Below are 18,372 nucleotides of genomic sequence, written 5' to 3' on the forward strand. Positions count from 1 at the left end.
ATGAATCCAAGAGTTTTAGAATTATTAAAAAACCCGAAAAACATTCAGTCAGAAGACTTAGGACTTCTGAAAGAGGAGATCAGTTCCTTTCCCTATATTCAAAATATAAGAGCACTTCATTTATACGGAATTCACCTTTATGATAAAGAAAACTATCAGAGAGAACTTTCCGTTACAGCAGCTTATACTACCGATAAAAAAATTCTGTATCAATTAATTAACGGTAAGGCTCAACCACAGCCGAAGCCAGAAATCGTTGAAAGAAAAGAAGAAATTTCAGAGCCTGTCCGGGAAAAGGAAAACCTTCCTGCAGAAGAACCTGTCATTGAAGATAAAAAATCTTCAGAGAAACGGTTTGAAGAAGCTGCATGCTTAATGGCTAAACCACAGCCTGAAGTTAAGCACATTTATGTAAACGGAGAAAGAAACAGGATTCTATTTGAAGGAGAAGAGAATTTCCTTGAAGACGATAATCGGGAAACCATCGATCTGGAATCAACATTCGAATCCGGAATTATTGTTACCCAAAAACAGGAGAAAGCCGAAGAAATAAGCCTGCAGGAATCTGTCGAACCATTAAAAGAAGACAGTTCCGAAGAAAAGCAGGCACCTGAAAAACCTCTGGAAGGGCATTCCTTTACTCCTGAAACCATCATTGAAGAAGAAAAGATTTCTTCAAAGGAAGAAAAAGAAGAGATCACCGATCCTGCAGAGCTAAGTTTCCATGAAACAGAATCATTCCTTCCCGAAGTTACAGTTCAGGCGAACAAGGAAGAAATAAAGGAGAATCCGGAAGAAAAGAAAAAACAGGAAGGTGTTGCAGACTTTACACCGGAAAAGATCATCAATGAAGAAGAAATTTCTTCAGAGCAAGAAAAAAGATCAGTCCGTGATGATGAAGAACTAAGCTTCCATGGATTAGAATCATTCCTGCCCGGGGTGACGATCCAGTCTACTCCTTCTGCTGAAACAGCAAAACATGATGTCTCCAGGCCTTCTGTCAATAAACATGAAGAAGAGATGAGGCGCCTGATTGAAGAAGTGGAGAAAAAAATGAAGGCTAAAAAGGGAACTTCTCCTGAAAAAGAGAAAGCTGAGCCTGAAATTCAAAGTCATGACATCAATTTTGCAGAAACTCAAAGTTTTGAGGTTATTTCAGAACAGAAGACGGAAATAAAAGATGAGGTAAAAGAGAGTCAGCCTGAAAACATCAAGCCGGAAACTTCTCCAAATGCACAGTCTGCCGTTCAAGAATCTCATGTTGTCGAGGCTAAGGAAGAAATTAAAACAACATGGAAGCCGATGAACTTTGAATCCAACGTTCCGGACTCACTCATCAATAAACCTAAGCCTGTTGAAATTGCTGCTCCTGAGGTTGAAGCCGTTATTGAACCGCCAAAACAGAAAAGCATTCTGCCTCTTTTAGAAAATATACCGGAATTGATCGAAGACCAGTCTGAAAAATTCGAAAAGAATACAGAAGAGCTTAAAGAAGATAAGGAAGCTCCAAAAATGGAGAATGAAGATAGAAAACGGGAAGAAGTTCCGGTAATGAATGTTTCTTTCTTCAGCTCAAACTGGGCAATTAACGAGCCTCAAAAAGAGCAGAAAGAAGAACCTGAGAAAGAGGTTAAAGAAACGCCAAAACAAGACGCTAAAACTTCTGTTATGGAGGATAGCAATGTTCCCGGATTTATCAATACATGGCAAAACTGGCTGAAGATCGACAGATCGCAGGAGATTGAAAAAACAAAAGTTGAAAATAAGATCAAAGCTATAGATTCCTTTATTGAAAATAATCCTAAAATCACTCAGCTCAAAGACGAAAGCAGCTATGTTGTAAAAGAAAGAACGGATGATATTTCGCACTTAATGACGGAAACGCTGGCCAAACTTTATTTTGAGCAAAAGCTGTATACCAAGGCGATTAATGCTTTCCAGATACTGGCCGGCAAACACCCTGAAAAAAGAGATTATTTTGAAGCTAAAATTCAGGAAATAAAAGACATCCGAGGTAAAAATTAATCTCAAAGGAATCAGGAAAAATCCAGATACATAAAAAAATCCCGGCGAAAGCCGGGATTTTTTTATGTATCGATTACTTTTTTATTATTTCTCAATTTCCGCCAGGCTTTCCGACCGACAACAAGAACAAGTATCACCAATATAATAGCAAAGATGGCTGCAATAACCGGTGCGGCCATTGCTAAAACAGACATGATTCCTGCACCTGCTGTTTCTGTAGTAGCCACTACAGAATTTCCAATCCCGCCAGTAGTGGCAGTTGAAGCGGCCCTTGTTCCCGCAAATCCTGAACTGATCGCTGCAGCAGTTCCTCCCCCTGCAATTAATGCCAATGCCCACTGCGGAAAAGTTCCCAAATCGGCAAACTGACTTGCAAACAAAACGGATCCGGCCACTGTAGCCAACGGAACGGAAAGTGTATCCAGCAAATGATCAATATAAGGAATATAATAAGCTAAAATCTCCACGACAGTCGCAATGCCTGTGGTAATAAGTGTCGGGAGACCGGAAAGCCATTGAAAATGCTCATTCATTGGAATCCAGCCCATATAAGAAGCTAAACTTACGGCAAACATCGGGAGAAATACCCTGAAACCGGATGCAGCAGCCAGACCAATACCGATAAAGGCACTGATGACATATGGCAAATAGGGAACTTGATCTAACATTTTAATTTTCAGTATTTGTTTTCCCTAAAGTTACAAAAAGTATGCAAAGATTGATGATATGGTTAGAATATATTCGGGCCATAGATTTCACAAATTTTTCATCTGTTTAGTCTCCGCTAAGGCTAAGCCTTCTTTTGAGCTTCGCAAAGCTTTATAAACTGGTCTTCTGCCTCCTGGAATTTCTGTGGCATTTCAGAAGAAACCCAAAACATCATTGCAAGGGTTTTTTCCCCGAAAGTCTCTTTAAATAAATCTTTATGCAGGCGATAACATTCCCTCAGTAATCTTTTGATTCGATTCCTGTGGACGGCTCTTTTAAAATACCTTTTGGATACGGAAACTCCGAACTTGGTGCTTTCAACAGGATGGTTGGGCTTATCCTTAAGAATAATGATTCTCAGATTTCCAGAAGTTCTCCATTTACCTTTTTCAAAAAGTAAAGAGATCTCACTGTTTTTTTTGAGCTTTTCTTCTCTGGGATATCTAAATTGAGCCATTTATAGAACGGAATAGTTTGTTTTTATAGTAATGTCATGCTGAGAGAGTCGGTATTTCAATTATTCTTTTTTCACTAAGTAATTGATCACTTCTGCCGCTGCATATAACCCGAAAATAGCGGGAATGAAGCTGATGGTTCCGTAAAACGATTTTTTGAAATTGCTCCCGTCGGTCATTTTTAGACTTTCCTCGTTCTGAATTTCATTAGAAAATACGCATCGGAAGCCTTTATGGATCTTTTCTTTTTTAAGTCTTTTTCTCACCTGCTTGGCCAGGAAACAGTTGTGGGTTTTGCTGATGTCTCTTACCATTACTTTACTAGGATCGGTTTTTCCGCCGGCGCCCATGGAACTGATGATCTTGATTTTTCTTCTTCTTGCTGATTTAATCAGACATAGCTTAGGAGTTACACTGTCGATGCAATCCAGGACATAATCGAAGTTTCCCGAATCCAAAACTTCGTCCATTCTTTCCGGATTCAGGAACTCGTTGATTTTGATAAGATTAAGTTCAGGGTTGATGTCTAAAAGCCTTTCCGCAACCACTTCCACTTTATGTTGTCCAACGGTAGAATGTAACGCCGGAAGCTGCCTGTTAATATTGGTAATATCCACAGTATCACCATCTACAATAGTCATTTTCCCTACTCCGGCTCTTGCTAAGAATTCAGCAGCAAAAGAACCTACACCACCTAAACCAACAACCAGAATATGAGCGTTGCTTAACTTCTTAATCCCGTCTTCCTTAATTAAAAGTTCCGTTCTTTCCAGCCAGTATTTATCCATTTTTTATTGTCTCTAAATTTTCTATAATCTGCTCATTAAGCCTTTCCAAAGAAATTCCTTTGATCTCTGAAACCTTTTGGTACAATTCACCGATGATAAAATCATCATTGTCAGTTTCTAAAAAGATCTTATCTAAAGGAACCGTTTTTAAAGTTTCCTGCAAAGATAAATTATACAAAACTGCTTTTCCAAAACTCAGATAAAAATTATTTTTCAGCAGGTCATCTGCGATAGCCTGTTTTTTATTAAAACCATGAATAACCATGGCTTGTTCCGCCCTTTTTCTGAACGAGATCACTTCATAAAATTTTCTTACACAATGGATGATTAACGGTTTCCTGAATTCATTGGAAATTTCAATCTGTTTTAAAAAAACATTTTCCTGAATAGACTGATCTATGGGAACAAAAGAGTCCAAACCACATTCTCCGATCGCAAAACAATTTTCTGAGAGATGGTATCGTAACCATTGAAACTGATTTTCCGTAGAATCAACCAGAATATCTTTAGGATGAATTCCGATGGAGTAAAAATGATCCGGAGGAACCTCCCCGGCATTTACATTGTAAACCCCAAACGAGACATGCTTCTTATGATGGTGAAAATCAAAAAAATCCATCGTCAAAAATACTCATTATTTAGGATTAACGTAAAATTCTTAAACAAACGTTTATAATTCTGTTAAAAATTTCTTAACTTTACTCAAACTACACTTCATGAGAAAAAAATTTACGGAAAAACAAATCCACATTTTAGACATTGCCGAAGAGCTTATTGCTATGAAAGGTTATGAAGGAACATCTGTCCGGGATATCTGTTCCAAAGCCAATATTAATGTCGCTATGATCTCTTATTATTTTGGTTCCAAAGAGAAAATGATGTCCTATCTTTATCAATACAGAGTATTGAAAACCAGAGAAAATTTTTCTGAATTTGCCGATACCATTAAAGACGGCAAGCCGGAAATGCAGATGAAGGAAATCATTAAATATATTGTCGCCCAACTATTCAAGTATAACTATTTCCATGGGTTTGTCACTCAGGAATTACGCCATACGGAAAATCTTAAAGATGAATTACTGGATTTCTATCAACTGTTTGTCAAAAAACTGGATGAGGTTATCAAAAAAGGGGTCGCTTCCGGGGTTTTTACTTTCACCCCGAAACCGGAGGATATTCTTACCACTATTATTGGGTCAACCCTTTTTGTGATCCGCAATAAAAACTTCTATGAATTATATGTTCCCAACAAAAATGAGGAAACCTATGTAAAAGAAGCTGAAAAAAAAGTAAGAATGAATCTCTTACTCAGTGTTTTTGCTATTCTGGGATACGCTGCAGACTAAAATTACGTTAAATAATCATAAAAAGAAACGTATTGGCAAAAAAGTTATATTTTTGCAAATTAGTAGATCGGAAAAATCCGGAAACTGTTGAATTTTTTATGAAAAAATATATTTTAGGTCTTTTAGCAGCAGTGGTGGTTGCTTCATGTGTGAGCCAACAGGATAAAGCCATGAAAAGTGCAGACAAGAACTACATTTTGAAAGTTGCTAATGAAAACTTTGCTAAAAAGAAATGGAAAAATGCACTGGCTCTATATGACAGGCTTCCGAACCTTGTAGCAGGAACAGATGATGCTCCGAATGTGGTTTTCAACTCTGCATATGCCAACTATTACGACAAAAACTATAAATTAGCCGGGCACCAGTTCAAAAACTTTGCGATAAGCTTTCCCCAGGACAGCAGAAAAGAAGAAGCGGCTTATATGTCTGCACTTTGTTATTATGAAGGGTCTATGGATTATAACCTGGATCAGTCGAGTACAGAATTGGCTATTAATGAACTGCAGGACTTCCTGAATAATTATCCGAACTCTGAGAGATCTAAAAATATCAGTCAGCTTATTGATGAATTGTCTTATAAACTGGAGTTTAAAGCATACGAAAATGCAAGACAGTATTTTAAAATGGGTGATTACAAAGCAGCGAATGTGGCGTTGGAAAATGTATTGGAAGATTTCCCAAGTACAAAACTTCGTGCAAAAATCTATGACTATATTGTAAAATCTCGTTATCAGCTGGCAGTTCACTCGGTGTATGATCTGAAAGAAGAACGTATAGAAAGTGCTTTGGCATTTACAAGACAGATAGAAAAAGAACTTCCCAATACAGAATACTCTAAAACAGCTTTGGATTTAAGAGAAAAGCTTGAGAAGGAGAAAAAAGATTTTGTGGTTGTAAAAAAACAAACGGAAGCCAGGATTGCGGCTTTAACGGCTAAGCAGAAAAAAGAAGCGGATAAACTGGCAGAGAAAAGTAAAACAGAACAACAGATGAAAGATCAGGTGGATGCAGAAAAGAAGGCAATGCAGATCCAGAGAGACAGTGCAGCGCTTCAAACACCTCCTCCGGCCGCTACTTTCAAAATTCAAAGATAATTCGTAAATTTGCCATCTTAAAATAAAATAAATTTCTCAAAATGAGCGTAAAAGATACAAAAGCAGAAGTAAATACAATTACTTACGATAGAGATAAGATTGAAGAAAAAGTAGGTTCAATCTATGAGGCTATTGTTATCATGGGAAAGAGAGCAGAGCAGATCAATGCAGAAATCCGTACGGAATTACATAATAAACTGGATGAATTTGCAGTGCACAATTCTACTTTGGAAGAAGTGTTCGAAAACAGAGAGCAGATTGAGATCTCCAAGCATTATGAAAAACTTCCGAAGCCGACTTCAATTGCTATTGAAGAATGGATGAATGAAGATATCTATTTCAGAAAAACAGAAGACAGAAAATAATTTTTCTGTAGTATTATAAACCGAAGGTCGTAAAGGAATAAACTCTTTTATGACCTTTGCTGTTTCTGAACCTGAGAAAAAATAAGTAATTTAGTATTCTAAAATTAAAACTACATGGGTGTTTCCGGAAAAAAGATCCTTATTGCCGTTTCTGGAGGAATTGCTGCATATAAGATACATTTTCTGATCAGGGATTTTGTGAAGAAAGGAGCCGAAGTTCAGGTGATTATGACTCCTGATGCAGAACACTTCGTTACCAAACTCAGCTTATCTACTTTATCCAAAAAACCTGTTTACACAGACTTTTACAGTGATAACGGAACATGGAACAGCCATGTGGAAATGGCATTATGGGCAGATGTAATGATCGTTGCCCCATGTACAGCCAATACGTTAGCTAAGATGGTACACGGAATGTGTGACAATTTGGTTATTGCGACATATATGTCTGCTAAATGTCCTGTTTTTATTGCTCCGGCAATGGATCTGGATATGTACCAACATCCGTCTACAAAGCAGAACCTGGAATTGGCAGAAGATTATGGACACCTTATTATTCCTGCAGAAAACGGAGAATTGGCAAGTGGCTTAATCGGGCAGGGGAGAATGGCGGAACCGGAAACCATTGTTAAAACAGTAGAAGATTTCTTTACTTCAGAAAATACAAATAAAACCCTTGAAGGAAAAACGGTTTTGATTACTGCAGGGCCCACTTATGAAGCCATTGATCCGGTAAGATTCATTGGAAACCATTCATCGGGGAAGATGGGATTTTCATTAGCCGAAGAGGCTTCCAAAAGAGGGGCAAAGGTAATCTTGATTTCAGGACCGAGTTCTCAGGTGATTAATGACAATAATGTGGACCTGTACAGGGTTACTTCGGCAAAAGAAATGCTTGCAAAAGTATTTGAGTTTTATGAAAATGTTGATATTGCCATTGCAAGTGCAGCGGTTGCAGATTATGCACCGAAAGAAGTTGCCAAGGAAAAAATTAAAAAGAACGACGATAATTTGACCATTGAACTGGTTAAAAATCCGGATATCCTTAAAACGATGGGCGAGAAAAAATCGCATCAGTTTTTAGTAGGTTTTGCTTTGGAAACCCAGAATGAAGAAGAAAATGCCAAAGGAAAGCTGGAAAAGAAAAACCTGGATATGATCGTGCTGAATTCTCTTCGTGATGAAGGTGCCGGCTTTAAAAACGATACCAACAAAATAAAAATATTTACTAAGGCGGAAAGAAAGGAATTTGACCTGAAATCTAAGGATGATGTAGCAAAAGATATTCTCAACTTTGTTGAAACTCAGATTTTAAAATAATTTTAATAAATTTCCGTTCTCAATTTTTACTAACAGAATGAAAAAGATCATAAGCTTATTTTTACTGCTTTTCCTATATAATATCAGTTTTTCTCAGGAAATCCTGGCCACGGTGCAGGTAAATTCCCAATTGTTGGGAGGAAGTAACCAGCAGGCTTACAAAGCATTGGAGAAAAGCCTCAGAGATTTTATCAACAATACAAGCTGGACGGGGAAAAAGCTTCAGAACTTTGAAAAAGTGAAATCAAACTTTGCTATAGTGATCGATGAAAAAGATGGGAACAGATATAAAGGAAGAATTGTAGTTCAGGCTGTTCGTCCGGTATATAATACAACGTACGAATCTCCTTTGCTTAACCTTCAGGATACTAAGTTTGCTTTCGAATATGTGGAAAATGAGAACCTGATCTTCAATGAAAGGCAGTTTTCAGGTAAAAACTTAATTGATGTTATCAGTTTTTATGTTTATCTGATCTTGGGTTATGATGCAGACAGCTTCCAGTCTATGGCAGGATCGCAATGGTTTGCAAAAGCACAGCAGATCGCTCAGAATGCCCAGAATAGGGGGTATGAAGGATGGAGCCAGATCAATGAGCCAAGAAGTCGTGCTATTTTAATCGGGGAGATTGTAAACCCTAATTTAAGTCAGTTGCGTTCCATTATATACACATATCATCGTGCCGGGCTGGATAATTTATTCAATCAGGATCAAGCAGCGGCAAAAAAGATTATCTTTAATGCCTTGATGCAGCTGAAAACCTATGAAAACTCATTCCAGCAGAATTATTTCATCAATCTTTTCCTGGATAATAAAAGCGATGAGATCTTCAATATTTTCAATACAGGAAATAACGGTGGAATTATATTGAATGATCTGAAACAGCTTATGATCACCTTCTCACCAAAGAATACCGAGTCTAAATGGAATAAGTGGAAATAACAAAACCTTCGTTTTCTTCTATTGAATTCTGAATTCTAAAGTTCTATATTTGCAGGACCTAACGTAATCTGCTACTGATTCATGCTTTCGAGAATTTACATTAAAAATTTTGCTTTGATTGATACCCTTGAAGTATCATTGCATAACGGTTTACAAGTGATAACCGGGGAAACGGGAGCAGGTAAATCCATTATTTTGGGAGCTTTGCGGCTTATTTTGGGTGAAAGAGCAGATGTGAAGTCCATTTCCAATACCGATGAAAAAAGCATCGTGGAAACAGAATTTGCACTTCATAACCAGTTCAAAAAATTCTTTATCGAAAATGATCTGGATTATGAACATCAGACCATTATCCGTAGGGAAATCCTGCCTTCGGGAAAATCACGGGCTTTTATCAATGACGTTCCGGTAACTCTGGATGTGTTGAAAGAACTTTCTTCCCAGCTTATCGATATCCATTCCCAGTTTGAAACCTCCAATCTTTTTACTTCAGAATATCAGTTTAAAATTATTGACGGACTTTCGGATAATAAAAAGATCATAGAAGACTATCAATATGAGTTTTCTGAATTTCAAAGCCTGAAAACACAGCTTAAAAGACTACAATCCCAGCTTTTTGAAAATAATAAAGAGAGCGATTATAAACAGTTTTTATTAAACGAGCTTGAAGAGCTGAGGTTGGATGACGTAGACTATGAAGATTTGCAAAACCAGCTTTCCATTCAGGAAAATGCTGAAATGATCTCTGAAAATCTTGGACAAATTTTATCGAGATTCCATCAGGAAGAAATCGGAATCCTGTCTTTTTTTAATGAAGCGAAAAATAAGCTTTCCAAAATTTCCGAAGTTTCATCAGCGTTTTCTGAGCTGGATGAGAGAATGGAGACCTCTTTTGTAGAGCTAAAAGATATTATTTCCGAACTTGAAAACGAATCGGAAAAGATAGAGATCAATCCTGAAGCGTTAACGCTGTTATCTGATCTCAATAATAAAATTAATGCCTTATTCCTCAAACATAATGTTTCGGATATTCATGAACTGAAAGAAATCAGAGATGAGTTGGCTGGAGAACAAAAAGGAGCGTCTGAAATTGAAGGCCTGATTGCAGAAATCGAAGAAAATATTGCTAAAAAATCAAAAAATCTTCAAATTTTAGCTGAAAAATTATCCAAAAACAGAAAAAAGAGCATTCCGGATTTCATCAAAAAAGCGGAAGAACTCCTTAAAAAACTGGGTCTTGAAAAAGCGAGAGTGGATATTGAGCTTCAGAATACCACAGATTTCAATTTGTTTGGGAAAGAAAATATCCAGTTATTGTTTCAGGCGAATTCAGGATTTCCTTTAAAGCCCATTCAAACAGCTATTTCAGGTGGGGAAAGATCAAGAGTGATGTTAGCGGTGAAAAAGATCATTGCAGAAAGTGATGAGCTCCCAACACTTATTTTAGATGAAATTGATACCGGAGTTTCCGGAAAAGTAGCAGAAGAGATAGGAAATCTGATGCGTGAAATGTCCCGAGACATGCAGCTTATTGTGATTTCTCATCTTGCTCAGGTAGCCGCCAAAGGAAATAATAACTATAAGGTGATCAAACAGGATGTTTCCGGGAAAACACAATCTACCATTATTCCATTAAGTGAGGAAGAAAAGCTCAACGAAATTGCCCAACTTCTCTCCGGAAGTAAAATTACGGAAGCCGCTTTAGCACAGGCGAAAGAATTAATTGGTTAAAAAGCTGTAACATATTTTACATTACATTTACTAATGTAAAAAAGTAAACTATGTTTTTTAAGTTCCTCAGATTAGAAATAAAAAGTTTTTTTCGCGGTACTTCAGTAGGCATTAATCTGGCAATGAAAATTCTCAGGTTGATGGGAATTGTTTATTTCATTGCATGTTTAGTAATAGGAGCATTTGTTGCTTTCTTTTACATACAGGAAGAAATGTACGCAGACCCCTTGAAAATTGTTTCCAGATATCTGATCATAGCCTGGGTTTTGGATCTTATCGTCAAATATCTTTGGCAGGAAATGCCGACTCAGAATATTAAGCCATTTCTCACGCTTAATGTTCCCAAGAAAACATTGGTCAATTATATGCTGATCAAAACGTTCTTATCGGCATTCAGCTGGCTGAACTCCTTCTTTTTAATTACGTTTGCAGGCATCTGTATGTTTAATGGATATGGAATATTAGGAACGTTTGCATGGGTAATAGGAGCTTCCCTGCTTTTTTATCTCAATAATTTTATCAATATCCTTTTTAATGATAAGGAAACGATTGCCATTATTGTAGGAAGTATTTTTACGGTGTTGGGAATTCTTACCTATTACAACATTATTCCTTTATTATCGTATACAGAAAGACTCTTTTACAACTTTTATGAAAGACCTTATTTTGCGGTGCTGTCAATCATGTTATTTTTAGGATTATGGAGAATATGTTTCAGGAATGTGTATCAGGAATTTTATCTTGACCAGGGACTTGAAGCAAAGAAAACAGTGGGGAAGACAGAAAATATCGCTTTCTTAAACAAATATGGCGTTCTTGGAAGCTTTATCAACAATGATATTAAAATGCTCAGAAGAAATAAAGTTACTAAAGGGGTTTTACTGGGAAGCTTTCTGTTCATTTTTTACGGCTTGCTGATTTTTACATCTTCGGTATACAAAACTTCGTATATGATGATGTTTATGGGATTGTTTGTGACAGGAGGTTTTCAGTTTCTGTTCGGGCAGAGAGTGCCATCTTTCGATAGTTCATATTATCCTTTAATGATGACCTTGAACGTTCCTTACAAGGAATATTTGAAAGCAAAATGGTGGCTGATGAATATCGTAACGGCTGTATCCATTGTTGTAGCCTTATTTTATGCTTATTTCGGTTGGGAATTGTATATTACCTTCTTTGCGGCAGGACTTTATAATATGGGTGTGAATTCTCAATTTACGCTTTGGTCGGGAGCGTTTAACAAAACCCAGATCGATCTGAATTCTAAAGAAAAAAGAATAGGACAGAAAAACAGCTTCAGTATGAAAGCCCTATTATTACTGATTCCTAAAATGCTTTTACCGATGGCTGTTTTCGGAATCACAAAATATTTCTTCGGAATGACGGGCGGAGTAGTGAGTATCACTATTTTAGGTCTGATCGGGTTTTTACTCCGTGAGAAAATTTTTGATATTATCGTAAAACAATATAAAGCAGAGAAGTACAGTACTTTAGACGCATTCAAATCTAAAAATTAATATAATGATCACTATAAATAATCTATCCAAAACATACGGAACGGCAACTGTTCTTAATATTGAGCATCTTGAAATCCCAAATGGAGAAACTTTCGGGCTGGTTGGAAATAACGGAGCAGGAAAAACAACCCTTTTCAGCTTAATGCTTGATTTGATCCAGGCGACAACAGGATCTGTAAGCATAGACGGAATCAAAGTCAGCGAATCCGAAGCATGGAAAAGCAAAGTCTCCGCTTTTGTAGATGATACTTTCCTGATCGGCTATCTGACTCCGGAAGAATATTTTTATTTCATCGGAGAATTGAGAGGTCAAAACAAAGCAACGGTAGATGAGTTTTTAAAACAATTTCATGATCTTTTTAACGGGGAAATTTTAAACTCTGGGAAATATGTCCGTGATTTATCGAAAGGGAATCAGAAAAAAGTAGGAATTGTAGGCGCTATCATCGGAAACCCTGAAATTATCATTCTGGATGAGCCGTTTGCCAATCTTGACCCTTCCACACAGATCAAACTGAAAAATCTCATTAAAGAGTTATCCAAGCAGGAAGGCGTAACGTTCTTAATATCAAGCCATGATCTGTCTCACACCACGGAAGTCTGCAACAGAATTGTAGTGGTGAATAAAGGACAACTTGTAAAAGATATCCAAACGAACCCGGAAACATTACGGGAACTTGAACAATATTTTGCAGACCAGGTTACAGCCAATTATGCAAACAGCTAAAAGAATCGGGCGGAAATTTATTTCCGCCCGATTCTTTTCATTCTTAAAAATGTAAAGAAAAATTAAAGATTTCTAAAAGTAGTAGGGACAATACTGTATCTAACTTTACCCTGTCACTGAAGTTCAAAAAGGCAAGTTATGATACCCAAAAATATCCTTACCCAACAGCAGATTGTTTTGCTTTATCTGTCTTTCGCGATAGTTTATATTTCCGGGCTGTTCATTCCCCTGATGGAAAATGATTCTGCGCAGCATGCTTCCATGGCGATGAGGATGACACTCAGCAATAATTTTCTCGAACTTTACAAAGGAGATGCTCCTTATTTGGATAAGCCCCATCTGCATTTCTGGCTGTCCGCTTTTTTCATGAAGATTTTCGGGATCAATGATTTTACGTATAGAATTCCTGCATTCCTATCTATTATTCTGGCGGCTTATTCCACAAAAAAACTGGCGTATCTTCTCTATAAAAATGAAAATCTCAGTTACCTGGCTTCATTAATATTTCTTTCTTCACAAACCATTATCCTTTCCGCTCATGATGTAAGAACGGATGCTGTTCTTACAGGATTCATCATATTTTCAATTTGGCAGCTGGTCTATTTTATTAAAACGCATAAAATTTCGGCTGCGGTATTGTCCGGATTTGGAACTGCAATGGCATTTTCCTCCAAAGGAATGATGGCGTTGGCGATTATAGGATTATGTATCATATCGTATCTCGCTTTTTCGGGAGAATGGAAAAGAGCTTTCCATAAAAGAATTTTCCTGCTGATCCTCTTTTTTGCCGTAGGAGTCCTGCCTATTTTCTATGCGTATTATTATCAGTTTGGAAATGAAGGGATTAGCTTTATATTGTTCAATCAGAGTTATAATCGGTTAACGGCTAACGGATTTGGAGAAACCAACTCGGATTATTTTTTCTTTTTCCACACCTTGTTGTGGGTATTTCTTCCTTTCTCGCTGTTATTTTATACAGGAATTATCGATAAAACGGTATTATCCTTCCGAACCTTGTTTTGCAGGAATATTACGCCTGAATTTCTTACCATCGGAGGATTCTGGGTAACGATTTTTCTGTTTTCCTATTCCAAGTTCAAGCTTCCTCATTATCTGAACGGATTAATTGCCATTATCTCCATCTTCGTGGCGTATTATATTTTTGACCTGATCAGCAAAAGGAAAATAAAAACCATGAAAGTACTATATACCATTCAGGTTGTTGTTATCTTTTCAAGCATTATTGGAATCGGATTACTTACCTATTTCTTTACAAGGATTCCTCATCCTCTAATGTTTGTATTGGTTTTGGCGGTGATTGGGATTTTACTTTTTTATATTTTCAAAAAAGATAACCTGTTCCGTAAATTTATCCTGGTGTCCTTTCTCTTCACGATTTTTGTAAATATCTATCTCAATACCCAGTTTTATCCCATTCTTACCCAGTATCAGGGCAGCCTTAAGCTTGCGGAGTTTGTCAAAAAACACCACATCAATCCCGAAAGGGTTGTTGTCCCTAAAAATTATGGAATCTGGAATTTTGATTTTTACACGCATCATAACACACCAAGAATTGAAATTGATCAGGTGAAAGCAGGGGATTATTTAATTATCTGTCAGGAAGATGTAAAAAATATACATAAAAAATACACACTGATCAAAAGAGAGAACAATTACAGAATCACTAAACTTTCCCTGAAATTCCTCAACCCCGAAACACGCCAAAAACAGTTGGAAAATTACTATATCGTTAAAATAGAACAATAAAAAACCTCAGATTTCCGAGGTTTTTTCTAACATTTACTCTATACTTACTGAAAATTACTATTTCAGGCTTCCTACCATATCTTCAGGTTTTACCCATTCATCAAACTGTTCGGCGGTCAATAATCCGAGATTAATGGCTTCTTCTTTTAAGGTAGTTCCGTTTTTATGAGCGGTTTTGGCGATTTTAGCCGCATTTTCATACCCAATATGTGTATTTAAGGCCGTAACAAGCATTAAGGATTTATCCACCAATTCTTTAATTCTTTCACGATTTGGCTCAATTCCTACTGCGCAATGATCATTGAAGGAGATGCATGCGTCCGCAATTAACTGGGCAGACTGTAAAAAGTTATAGGCCATTACGGGTTTGAAAACATTCAGCTCATAATTTCCCTGAGTTCCTGCAAAAGAAATAGTCGTGTCATTTCCTAACACCTGTGCACAAACCATTGTCATCGCTTCATTTTGAGTCGGATTTACTTTTCCCGGCATAATGGATGAGCCGGGTTCATTTTCAGGGATATAGATTTCCCCGATCCCGGAACGTGGCCCCGAAGCCAATAGCCTGATATCCTGAGCAATTTTGAATAGGGAAACAGCCAGTTGCTTAAGAGCTCCATGAGATTCAACAATGGCGTCGTGTGCTGCCAAGGCTTCAAACTTATTTTCTGCTGTGATGAAAGGAAGATTGGTAAATTGTGCAATATATTCAGCTACTTTTACATCATAACCTTGCGGAGTGTTCAAACCCGTTCCCACGGCTGTGCCACCTAAAGCAAGCTCGGAAAGATGTGGTAACGTATTTTTTAAAGCTCTCAATCCGAATTCCAATTGAGCGACATATCCTGAAAATTCCTGTCCCAAAGTCAACGGAGTGGCATCCATCAAATGCGTTCTTCCGATCTTTACGATATCTTTAAAGGCAATCACCTTTTCTGCTAAAGTATTTTTTAATTTTTCAACCGCAGGAATCGTTACCTCCACTACTTTTTTATAAGCAGCGATATGCATTGCTGTCGGATAAGTATCGTTAGATGACTGAGATTTGTTTACATCATCATTTGGATGAACTTCTGAATGGCCTCCCAAAATTCCGCCGTTATTTACATGGGCTTTGTTGGAAATCACTTCATTCACATTCATGTTCGATTGAGTTCCCGAACCGGTTTGCCAGATGACCAACGGAAACTGATCATTCAGCTTTCCTTCCAGAATTTCGTCACAAACTTTAGCGATCATATCTCTTTTTTCAATAGGAAGAACCCCTAAATCTGTATTGGTATAAGCTGCTGCTTTCTTTAAATAAGCAAAGGCTTCGATAATTTCATGGGGCATAGAGCCTTCAGGACCAATCTTAAAATTATTTCTTGAACGTTCCGTTTGAGCACCCCAAAACTTATCTGCGGGAACCTGCACCTCACCCATGGTGTCTTTTTCTATTCTGTAATTCATTGTGATTGAAATTTTTATAAAGTTAGTCATAACATGAAAATTTCACAATTTATAATCATTATAAATATCAATCTGAGTCACTGATTTTACTCATGTTTTTTTAGTAAGCCGTATTTTTGCACCCAAAGAAAAGTAGAATGGATTTTAGATATCAGGATCCGTATCCGATTCAGAAAGATGATACGGTATACAAGAAACTTACATCAGATTATGTAAAAGTTGAAAAGCTTGGAGACAGGGAAATTCTAGCCATAGACCCGAAAGGTCTTGAGCTGTTGGCTGAAGAAGCCATGGCAGACGTTTCTTTCATGCTTCGTTCTTCCCACCTGGAAAGTCTTAGAAGAATTATTGATGATCCTGAAGCAACAGATAATGACAGATTTGTTGCCTATAATTTGTTACAAAATGCTGCGGTTGCTGCCGAAGGAGCTTTGCCTTCTTGCCAGGATACGGGAACAGCGATCGTAATGGGTAAAAAAGGAGAGAATGTATATACGGGAGTTGATGATGGGGAATATTTAAGTAAAGGAATTTTCAATACCTATCAGAAAAGAAACTTAAGATATTCTCAGGTGGTCCCTTTAACCATGTTTGATGAGAAGAATTCCGGATCAAACCTTCCGGCACAGATTGATATTTATGCTAAAAAAGGAGATTACTATGAATTTTTATTCTTGACGAAAGGAGGAGGTTCAGCCAACAAAACTTTCCTTTACCAAAAGACAAAATCTTTATTGAACGAAAAATCTCTTGAAGAATTCATCAAAGATAAAATTTCAGATTTAGGAACAGCTGCCTGTCCGCCATACCACTTGGCTTTGGTTATTGGCGGAACTTCTGCGGAAGCCAATTTAGCGGCGGTGAAAAAAGCATCAGCCAAATATTATGATCATCTTCCGACGGAAGGAAATGAAGCAGGACAGGCTTTCAGAGATCTTGAATGGGAAGCCAAAGTTCAGAAAATCTGTCAAGAAAGTGCTATCGGAGCGCAGTTTGGAGGTAAATACCTGACTCACGACGTTAGAGTGATCAGACTTCCTCGCCACGCGGCTTCTTGTCCTGTTGGAATGGGTGTTTCATGTTCAGCAGATAGAAATATCAAAGGAAAGATCACCAAAGAAGGGATTTTCCTTGAACAACTGGAACAGGATCCTAAAAGATTTTTGCCAGATACTCCGCCACACCTGGAGGAAGCGGTTGAAATTGATTTGAACAAGCCAATGCCTGAAATTCTGGCAGAACTTTCCAAATATCCAATCAAAACAAGATTAAAACTGAACGGAACTTTAATTGTTGCCAGAGATATTGCCCACGCAAAAATCAAAGAAATTCTGGACAGCGGAAAACCCATGCCGGAATATTTCAAAAACCACCCGATTTATTACGCCGGACCGGCAAAAACTCCGGAGGGAATGGCTTCAGGAAGTTTCGGACCAACAACTGCGGGAAGAATGGATGTATATGTGGATGAATTTCAAAGTCATGGCGGAAGCATGATCATGTTGGCAAAAGGAAACAGAAGCAAAGATGTGACGAATGCATGTAATAAGTATGGAGGGTTCTATTTAGGATCTATCGGTGGCCCTGCTGCTATTCTGGCAAAAGAAAACATCGTATCTGTAGATGTGGTGGATTTCCCTGAATTAGGAATGGAGGCTGTAAGAAAAATTGAAGTGAAAGACTTCCCTGCATTTATCATCACCGATGATAAAGGGAACGATTTCTTTGCAGATTTAGCGCACTAAGAGCAAGATAAAATATTTATATTAAAACAAGCTACTTTGTATTGCATGGTACATGAATAATATGTACATTTGAAATACAAAGTAGCTTTATTATGAAAAAAATCTTACTCACTTTATTATTTGTTGTTTCTACTTTTTCTTTTGCTCAGCTTAATAAAAAAATAGATAGTATTATTCAGAAAGAATTCCATGATCAAAATGACCCGGGTGGCGTTTTTCTGGTCACAAAAAAAGGAAAAACACTATTTGAAAAAGCATTCGGGAAGGCGAATCTGGAGTTGGATGTCAATATGACTCCACAGAATGTTTTCCAAATTGGGTCCATGACTAAACAATTTACTGCCATTTCAATTCTGATACTGGAATCACAGGGGAAATTACAAGTAAATGAC

17 protein-coding genes are annotated in these 18,372 nt (G+C 37.4%); 12 read left to right on the plus strand and 5 right to left on the minus strand.

The features are described 5' to 3' along the window. Positions 1–2,025 carry a hypothetical protein gene (locus ACGHIN_RS09710; RefSeq protein ID WP_390452912.1) on the plus strand — a complete coding sequence of 675 codons (2,025 nt, stop codon included), beginning with the start codon at positions 1–3 and terminating at the stop codon, positions 2,023–2,025. A gap of 62 nt (positions 2,026–2,087) precedes the next feature. On the opposite strand, the gene ACGHIN_RS09715 is transcribed toward ACGHIN_RS09710, so the two are convergent. The 4 genes from ACGHIN_RS09715 to ACGHIN_RS09730 all read right to left on the minus strand — a co-directional run bounded on the left by ACGHIN_RS09715 (position 2,088) and on the right by ACGHIN_RS09730 (position 4,595). Next, positions 2,088–2,693 carry a DUF4126 domain-containing protein gene (locus ACGHIN_RS09715; RefSeq protein ID WP_390452914.1) on the minus strand — a complete coding sequence of 202 codons (606 nt, stop codon included), beginning with the start codon at positions 2,691–2,693 and terminating at the stop codon, positions 2,088–2,090. A 122-nt stretch (positions 2,694–2,815) separates the two neighbouring features. Next, positions 2,816–3,190 (minus strand): ribonuclease P protein component, encoded by a 375-nt coding sequence (rnpA, locus tag ACGHIN_RS09720; RefSeq protein ID WP_390452916.1) that lies wholly within the window; start codon positions 3,188–3,190, stop codon positions 2,816–2,818. Positions 3,191–3,250: 60 nt separating this feature from the next. Beyond that, complete coding sequence (locus ACGHIN_RS09725) at positions 3,251–3,976, minus strand: tRNA threonylcarbamoyladenosine dehydratase (protein WP_390452918.1); 726 nt, start codon at positions 3,974–3,976, stop codon at positions 3,251–3,253. Next, entirely contained in the window at positions 3,969–4,595 is a 627-nt protein-coding gene (locus ACGHIN_RS09730; protein ID WP_390452920.1) for a TatD family hydrolase, read from the minus strand. The genes ACGHIN_RS09725 and ACGHIN_RS09730 overlap by 8 nt, the downstream gene beginning before the upstream one ends. A 97-nt stretch (positions 4,596–4,692) precedes the next feature. On the opposite strand from ACGHIN_RS09730, the gene ACGHIN_RS09735 reads away from it, so the two are divergent. From ACGHIN_RS09735 to ACGHIN_RS09775, 9 genes are all read left to right on the plus strand, one after another. Beyond that, entirely contained in the window at positions 4,693–5,322 is a 630-nt protein-coding gene (locus ACGHIN_RS09735) for a TetR/AcrR family transcriptional regulator (protein ID WP_390452922.1), read from the plus strand. Positions 5,323–5,420: 98 nt separating this feature from the next. Next, on the plus strand, positions 5,421–6,416 hold the full coding sequence (locus tag ACGHIN_RS09740) for an outer membrane protein assembly factor BamD (RefSeq protein WP_390452923.1): 996 nt from the start codon (positions 5,421–5,423) through the stop codon (positions 6,414–6,416). A 41-nt stretch (positions 6,417–6,457) separates the two neighbouring features. Then, positions 6,458–6,781, plus strand: coding sequence for a DNA-directed RNA polymerase subunit omega (locus tag ACGHIN_RS09745; RefSeq protein ID WP_123264213.1), 324 nt, complete (start codon positions 6,458–6,460; stop codon positions 6,779–6,781). Positions 6,782–6,895: 114 nt separating this feature from the next. Then, the gene (coaBC, locus tag ACGHIN_RS09750) at positions 6,896–8,101 is read left to right on the plus strand and encodes a bifunctional phosphopantothenoylcysteine decarboxylase/phosphopantothenate--cysteine ligase CoaBC (RefSeq protein ID WP_390452924.1); all 1,206 of its coding nucleotides are present in this window, start codon (positions 6,896–6,898) and stop codon (positions 8,099–8,101) included. A gap of 37 nt (positions 8,102–8,138) precedes the next feature. Continuing rightward, positions 8,139–9,041 (plus strand): type IX secretion system protein PorD, encoded by a 903-nt coding sequence (gene porD, locus ACGHIN_RS09755; RefSeq protein ID WP_390452925.1) that lies wholly within the window; start codon positions 8,139–8,141, stop codon positions 9,039–9,041. Between the two features lie 81 nt (positions 9,042–9,122). Next, the gene (locus ACGHIN_RS09760) at positions 9,123–10,772 is read left to right on the plus strand and encodes a DNA repair protein RecN (RefSeq protein ID WP_390452926.1); all 1,650 of its coding nucleotides are present in this window, start codon (positions 9,123–9,125) and stop codon (positions 10,770–10,772) included. A gap of 50 nt (positions 10,773–10,822) precedes the next feature. After that, positions 10,823–12,289, plus strand: coding sequence for a DUF5687 family protein (locus tag ACGHIN_RS09765; protein WP_390452928.1), 1,467 nt, complete (start codon positions 10,823–10,825; stop codon positions 12,287–12,289). 4 nt (positions 12,290–12,293) lie between these two features. Continuing rightward, positions 12,294–13,016: an ABC transporter ATP-binding protein gene (locus tag ACGHIN_RS09770; RefSeq protein ID WP_390452930.1), complete on the plus strand. Its 723-nt coding sequence runs from the start codon at positions 12,294–12,296 to the stop codon at positions 13,014–13,016. 138 nt (positions 13,017–13,154) lie between these two features. Beyond that, positions 13,155–14,783 (plus strand): ArnT family glycosyltransferase, encoded by a 1,629-nt coding sequence (locus ACGHIN_RS09775; protein ID WP_390452932.1) that lies wholly within the window; start codon positions 13,155–13,157, stop codon positions 14,781–14,783. A 57-nt stretch (positions 14,784–14,840) separates the two neighbouring features. On the opposite strand, the gene fumC is transcribed toward ACGHIN_RS09775, so the two are convergent. Beyond that, a complete protein-coding gene (gene fumC, locus ACGHIN_RS09780) occupies positions 14,841–16,235 on the minus strand; it encodes a class II fumarate hydratase (RefSeq protein ID WP_390452934.1) in 1,395 nt (464 codons plus the stop codon). Between the two features lie 137 nt (positions 16,236–16,372). On the opposite strand from fumC, the gene ACGHIN_RS09785 reads away from it, so the two are divergent. Further along, positions 16,373–17,980 carry a fumarate hydratase gene (locus tag ACGHIN_RS09785; RefSeq protein WP_390452936.1) on the plus strand — a complete coding sequence of 536 codons (1,608 nt, stop codon included), beginning with the start codon at positions 16,373–16,375 and terminating at the stop codon, positions 17,978–17,980. 92 nt (positions 17,981–18,072) lie between these two features. Then, positions 18,073–18,372 (plus strand): serine hydrolase domain-containing protein (locus tag ACGHIN_RS09790; protein ID WP_390452938.1); only part of this gene is annotated, 300 nt, incomplete at its 3' end.

Origin of the sequence: Chryseobacterium barbadense (assembly GCF_042849955.1) — a bacterium.
In the GTDB taxonomy this organism is placed as follows: Bacteria; Bacteroidota; Bacteroidia; order Flavobacteriales; family Weeksellaceae; genus Chryseobacterium.

Coding starts and splice junctions, on each gene's coding strand:
- ACGHIN_RS09710 (WP_390452912.1), top strand. CDS start 1: ATGAATCCAAGAGTTTTAGAATTATTAAAAAACCCGAAAAACATTCAG.
- ACGHIN_RS09715 (WP_390452914.1), bottom strand. CDS start 2,693: ATGTTAGATCAAGTTCCCTATTTGCCATATGTCATCAGTGCCTTTATC.
- rnpA (WP_390452916.1), bottom strand. CDS start 3,190: ATGGCTCAATTTAGATATCCCAGAGAAGAAAAGCTCAAAAAAAACAGT.
- ACGHIN_RS09725 (WP_390452918.1), bottom strand. CDS start 3,976: ATGGATAAATACTGGCTGGAAAGAACGGAACTTTTAATTAAGGAAGAC.
- ACGHIN_RS09730 (WP_390452920.1), bottom strand. CDS start 4,595: ATGGATTTTTTTGATTTTCACCATCATAAGAAGCATGTCTCGTTTGGG.
- ACGHIN_RS09735 (WP_390452922.1), top strand. CDS start 4,693: ATGAGAAAAAAATTTACGGAAAAACAAATCCACATTTTAGACATTGCC.
- ACGHIN_RS09740 (WP_390452923.1), top strand. CDS start 5,421: ATGAAAAAATATATTTTAGGTCTTTTAGCAGCAGTGGTGGTTGCTTCA.
- ACGHIN_RS09745 (WP_123264213.1), top strand. CDS start 6,458: ATGAGCGTAAAAGATACAAAAGCAGAAGTAAATACAATTACTTACGAT.
- coaBC (WP_390452924.1), top strand. CDS start 6,896: ATGGGTGTTTCCGGAAAAAAGATCCTTATTGCCGTTTCTGGAGGAATT.
- porD (WP_390452925.1), top strand. CDS start 8,139: ATGAAAAAGATCATAAGCTTATTTTTACTGCTTTTCCTATATAATATC.
- ACGHIN_RS09760 (WP_390452926.1), top strand. CDS start 9,123: ATGCTTTCGAGAATTTACATTAAAAATTTTGCTTTGATTGATACCCTT.
- ACGHIN_RS09765 (WP_390452928.1), top strand. CDS start 10,823: ATGTTTTTTAAGTTCCTCAGATTAGAAATAAAAAGTTTTTTTCGCGGT.
- ACGHIN_RS09770 (WP_390452930.1), top strand. CDS start 12,294: ATGATCACTATAAATAATCTATCCAAAACATACGGAACGGCAACTGTT.
- ACGHIN_RS09775 (WP_390452932.1), top strand. CDS start 13,155: ATGATACCCAAAAATATCCTTACCCAACAGCAGATTGTTTTGCTTTAT.
- fumC (WP_390452934.1), bottom strand. CDS start 16,235: ATGAATTACAGAATAGAAAAAGACACCATGGGTGAGGTGCAGGTTCCC.
- ACGHIN_RS09785 (WP_390452936.1), top strand. CDS start 16,373: ATGGATTTTAGATATCAGGATCCGTATCCGATTCAGAAAGATGATACG.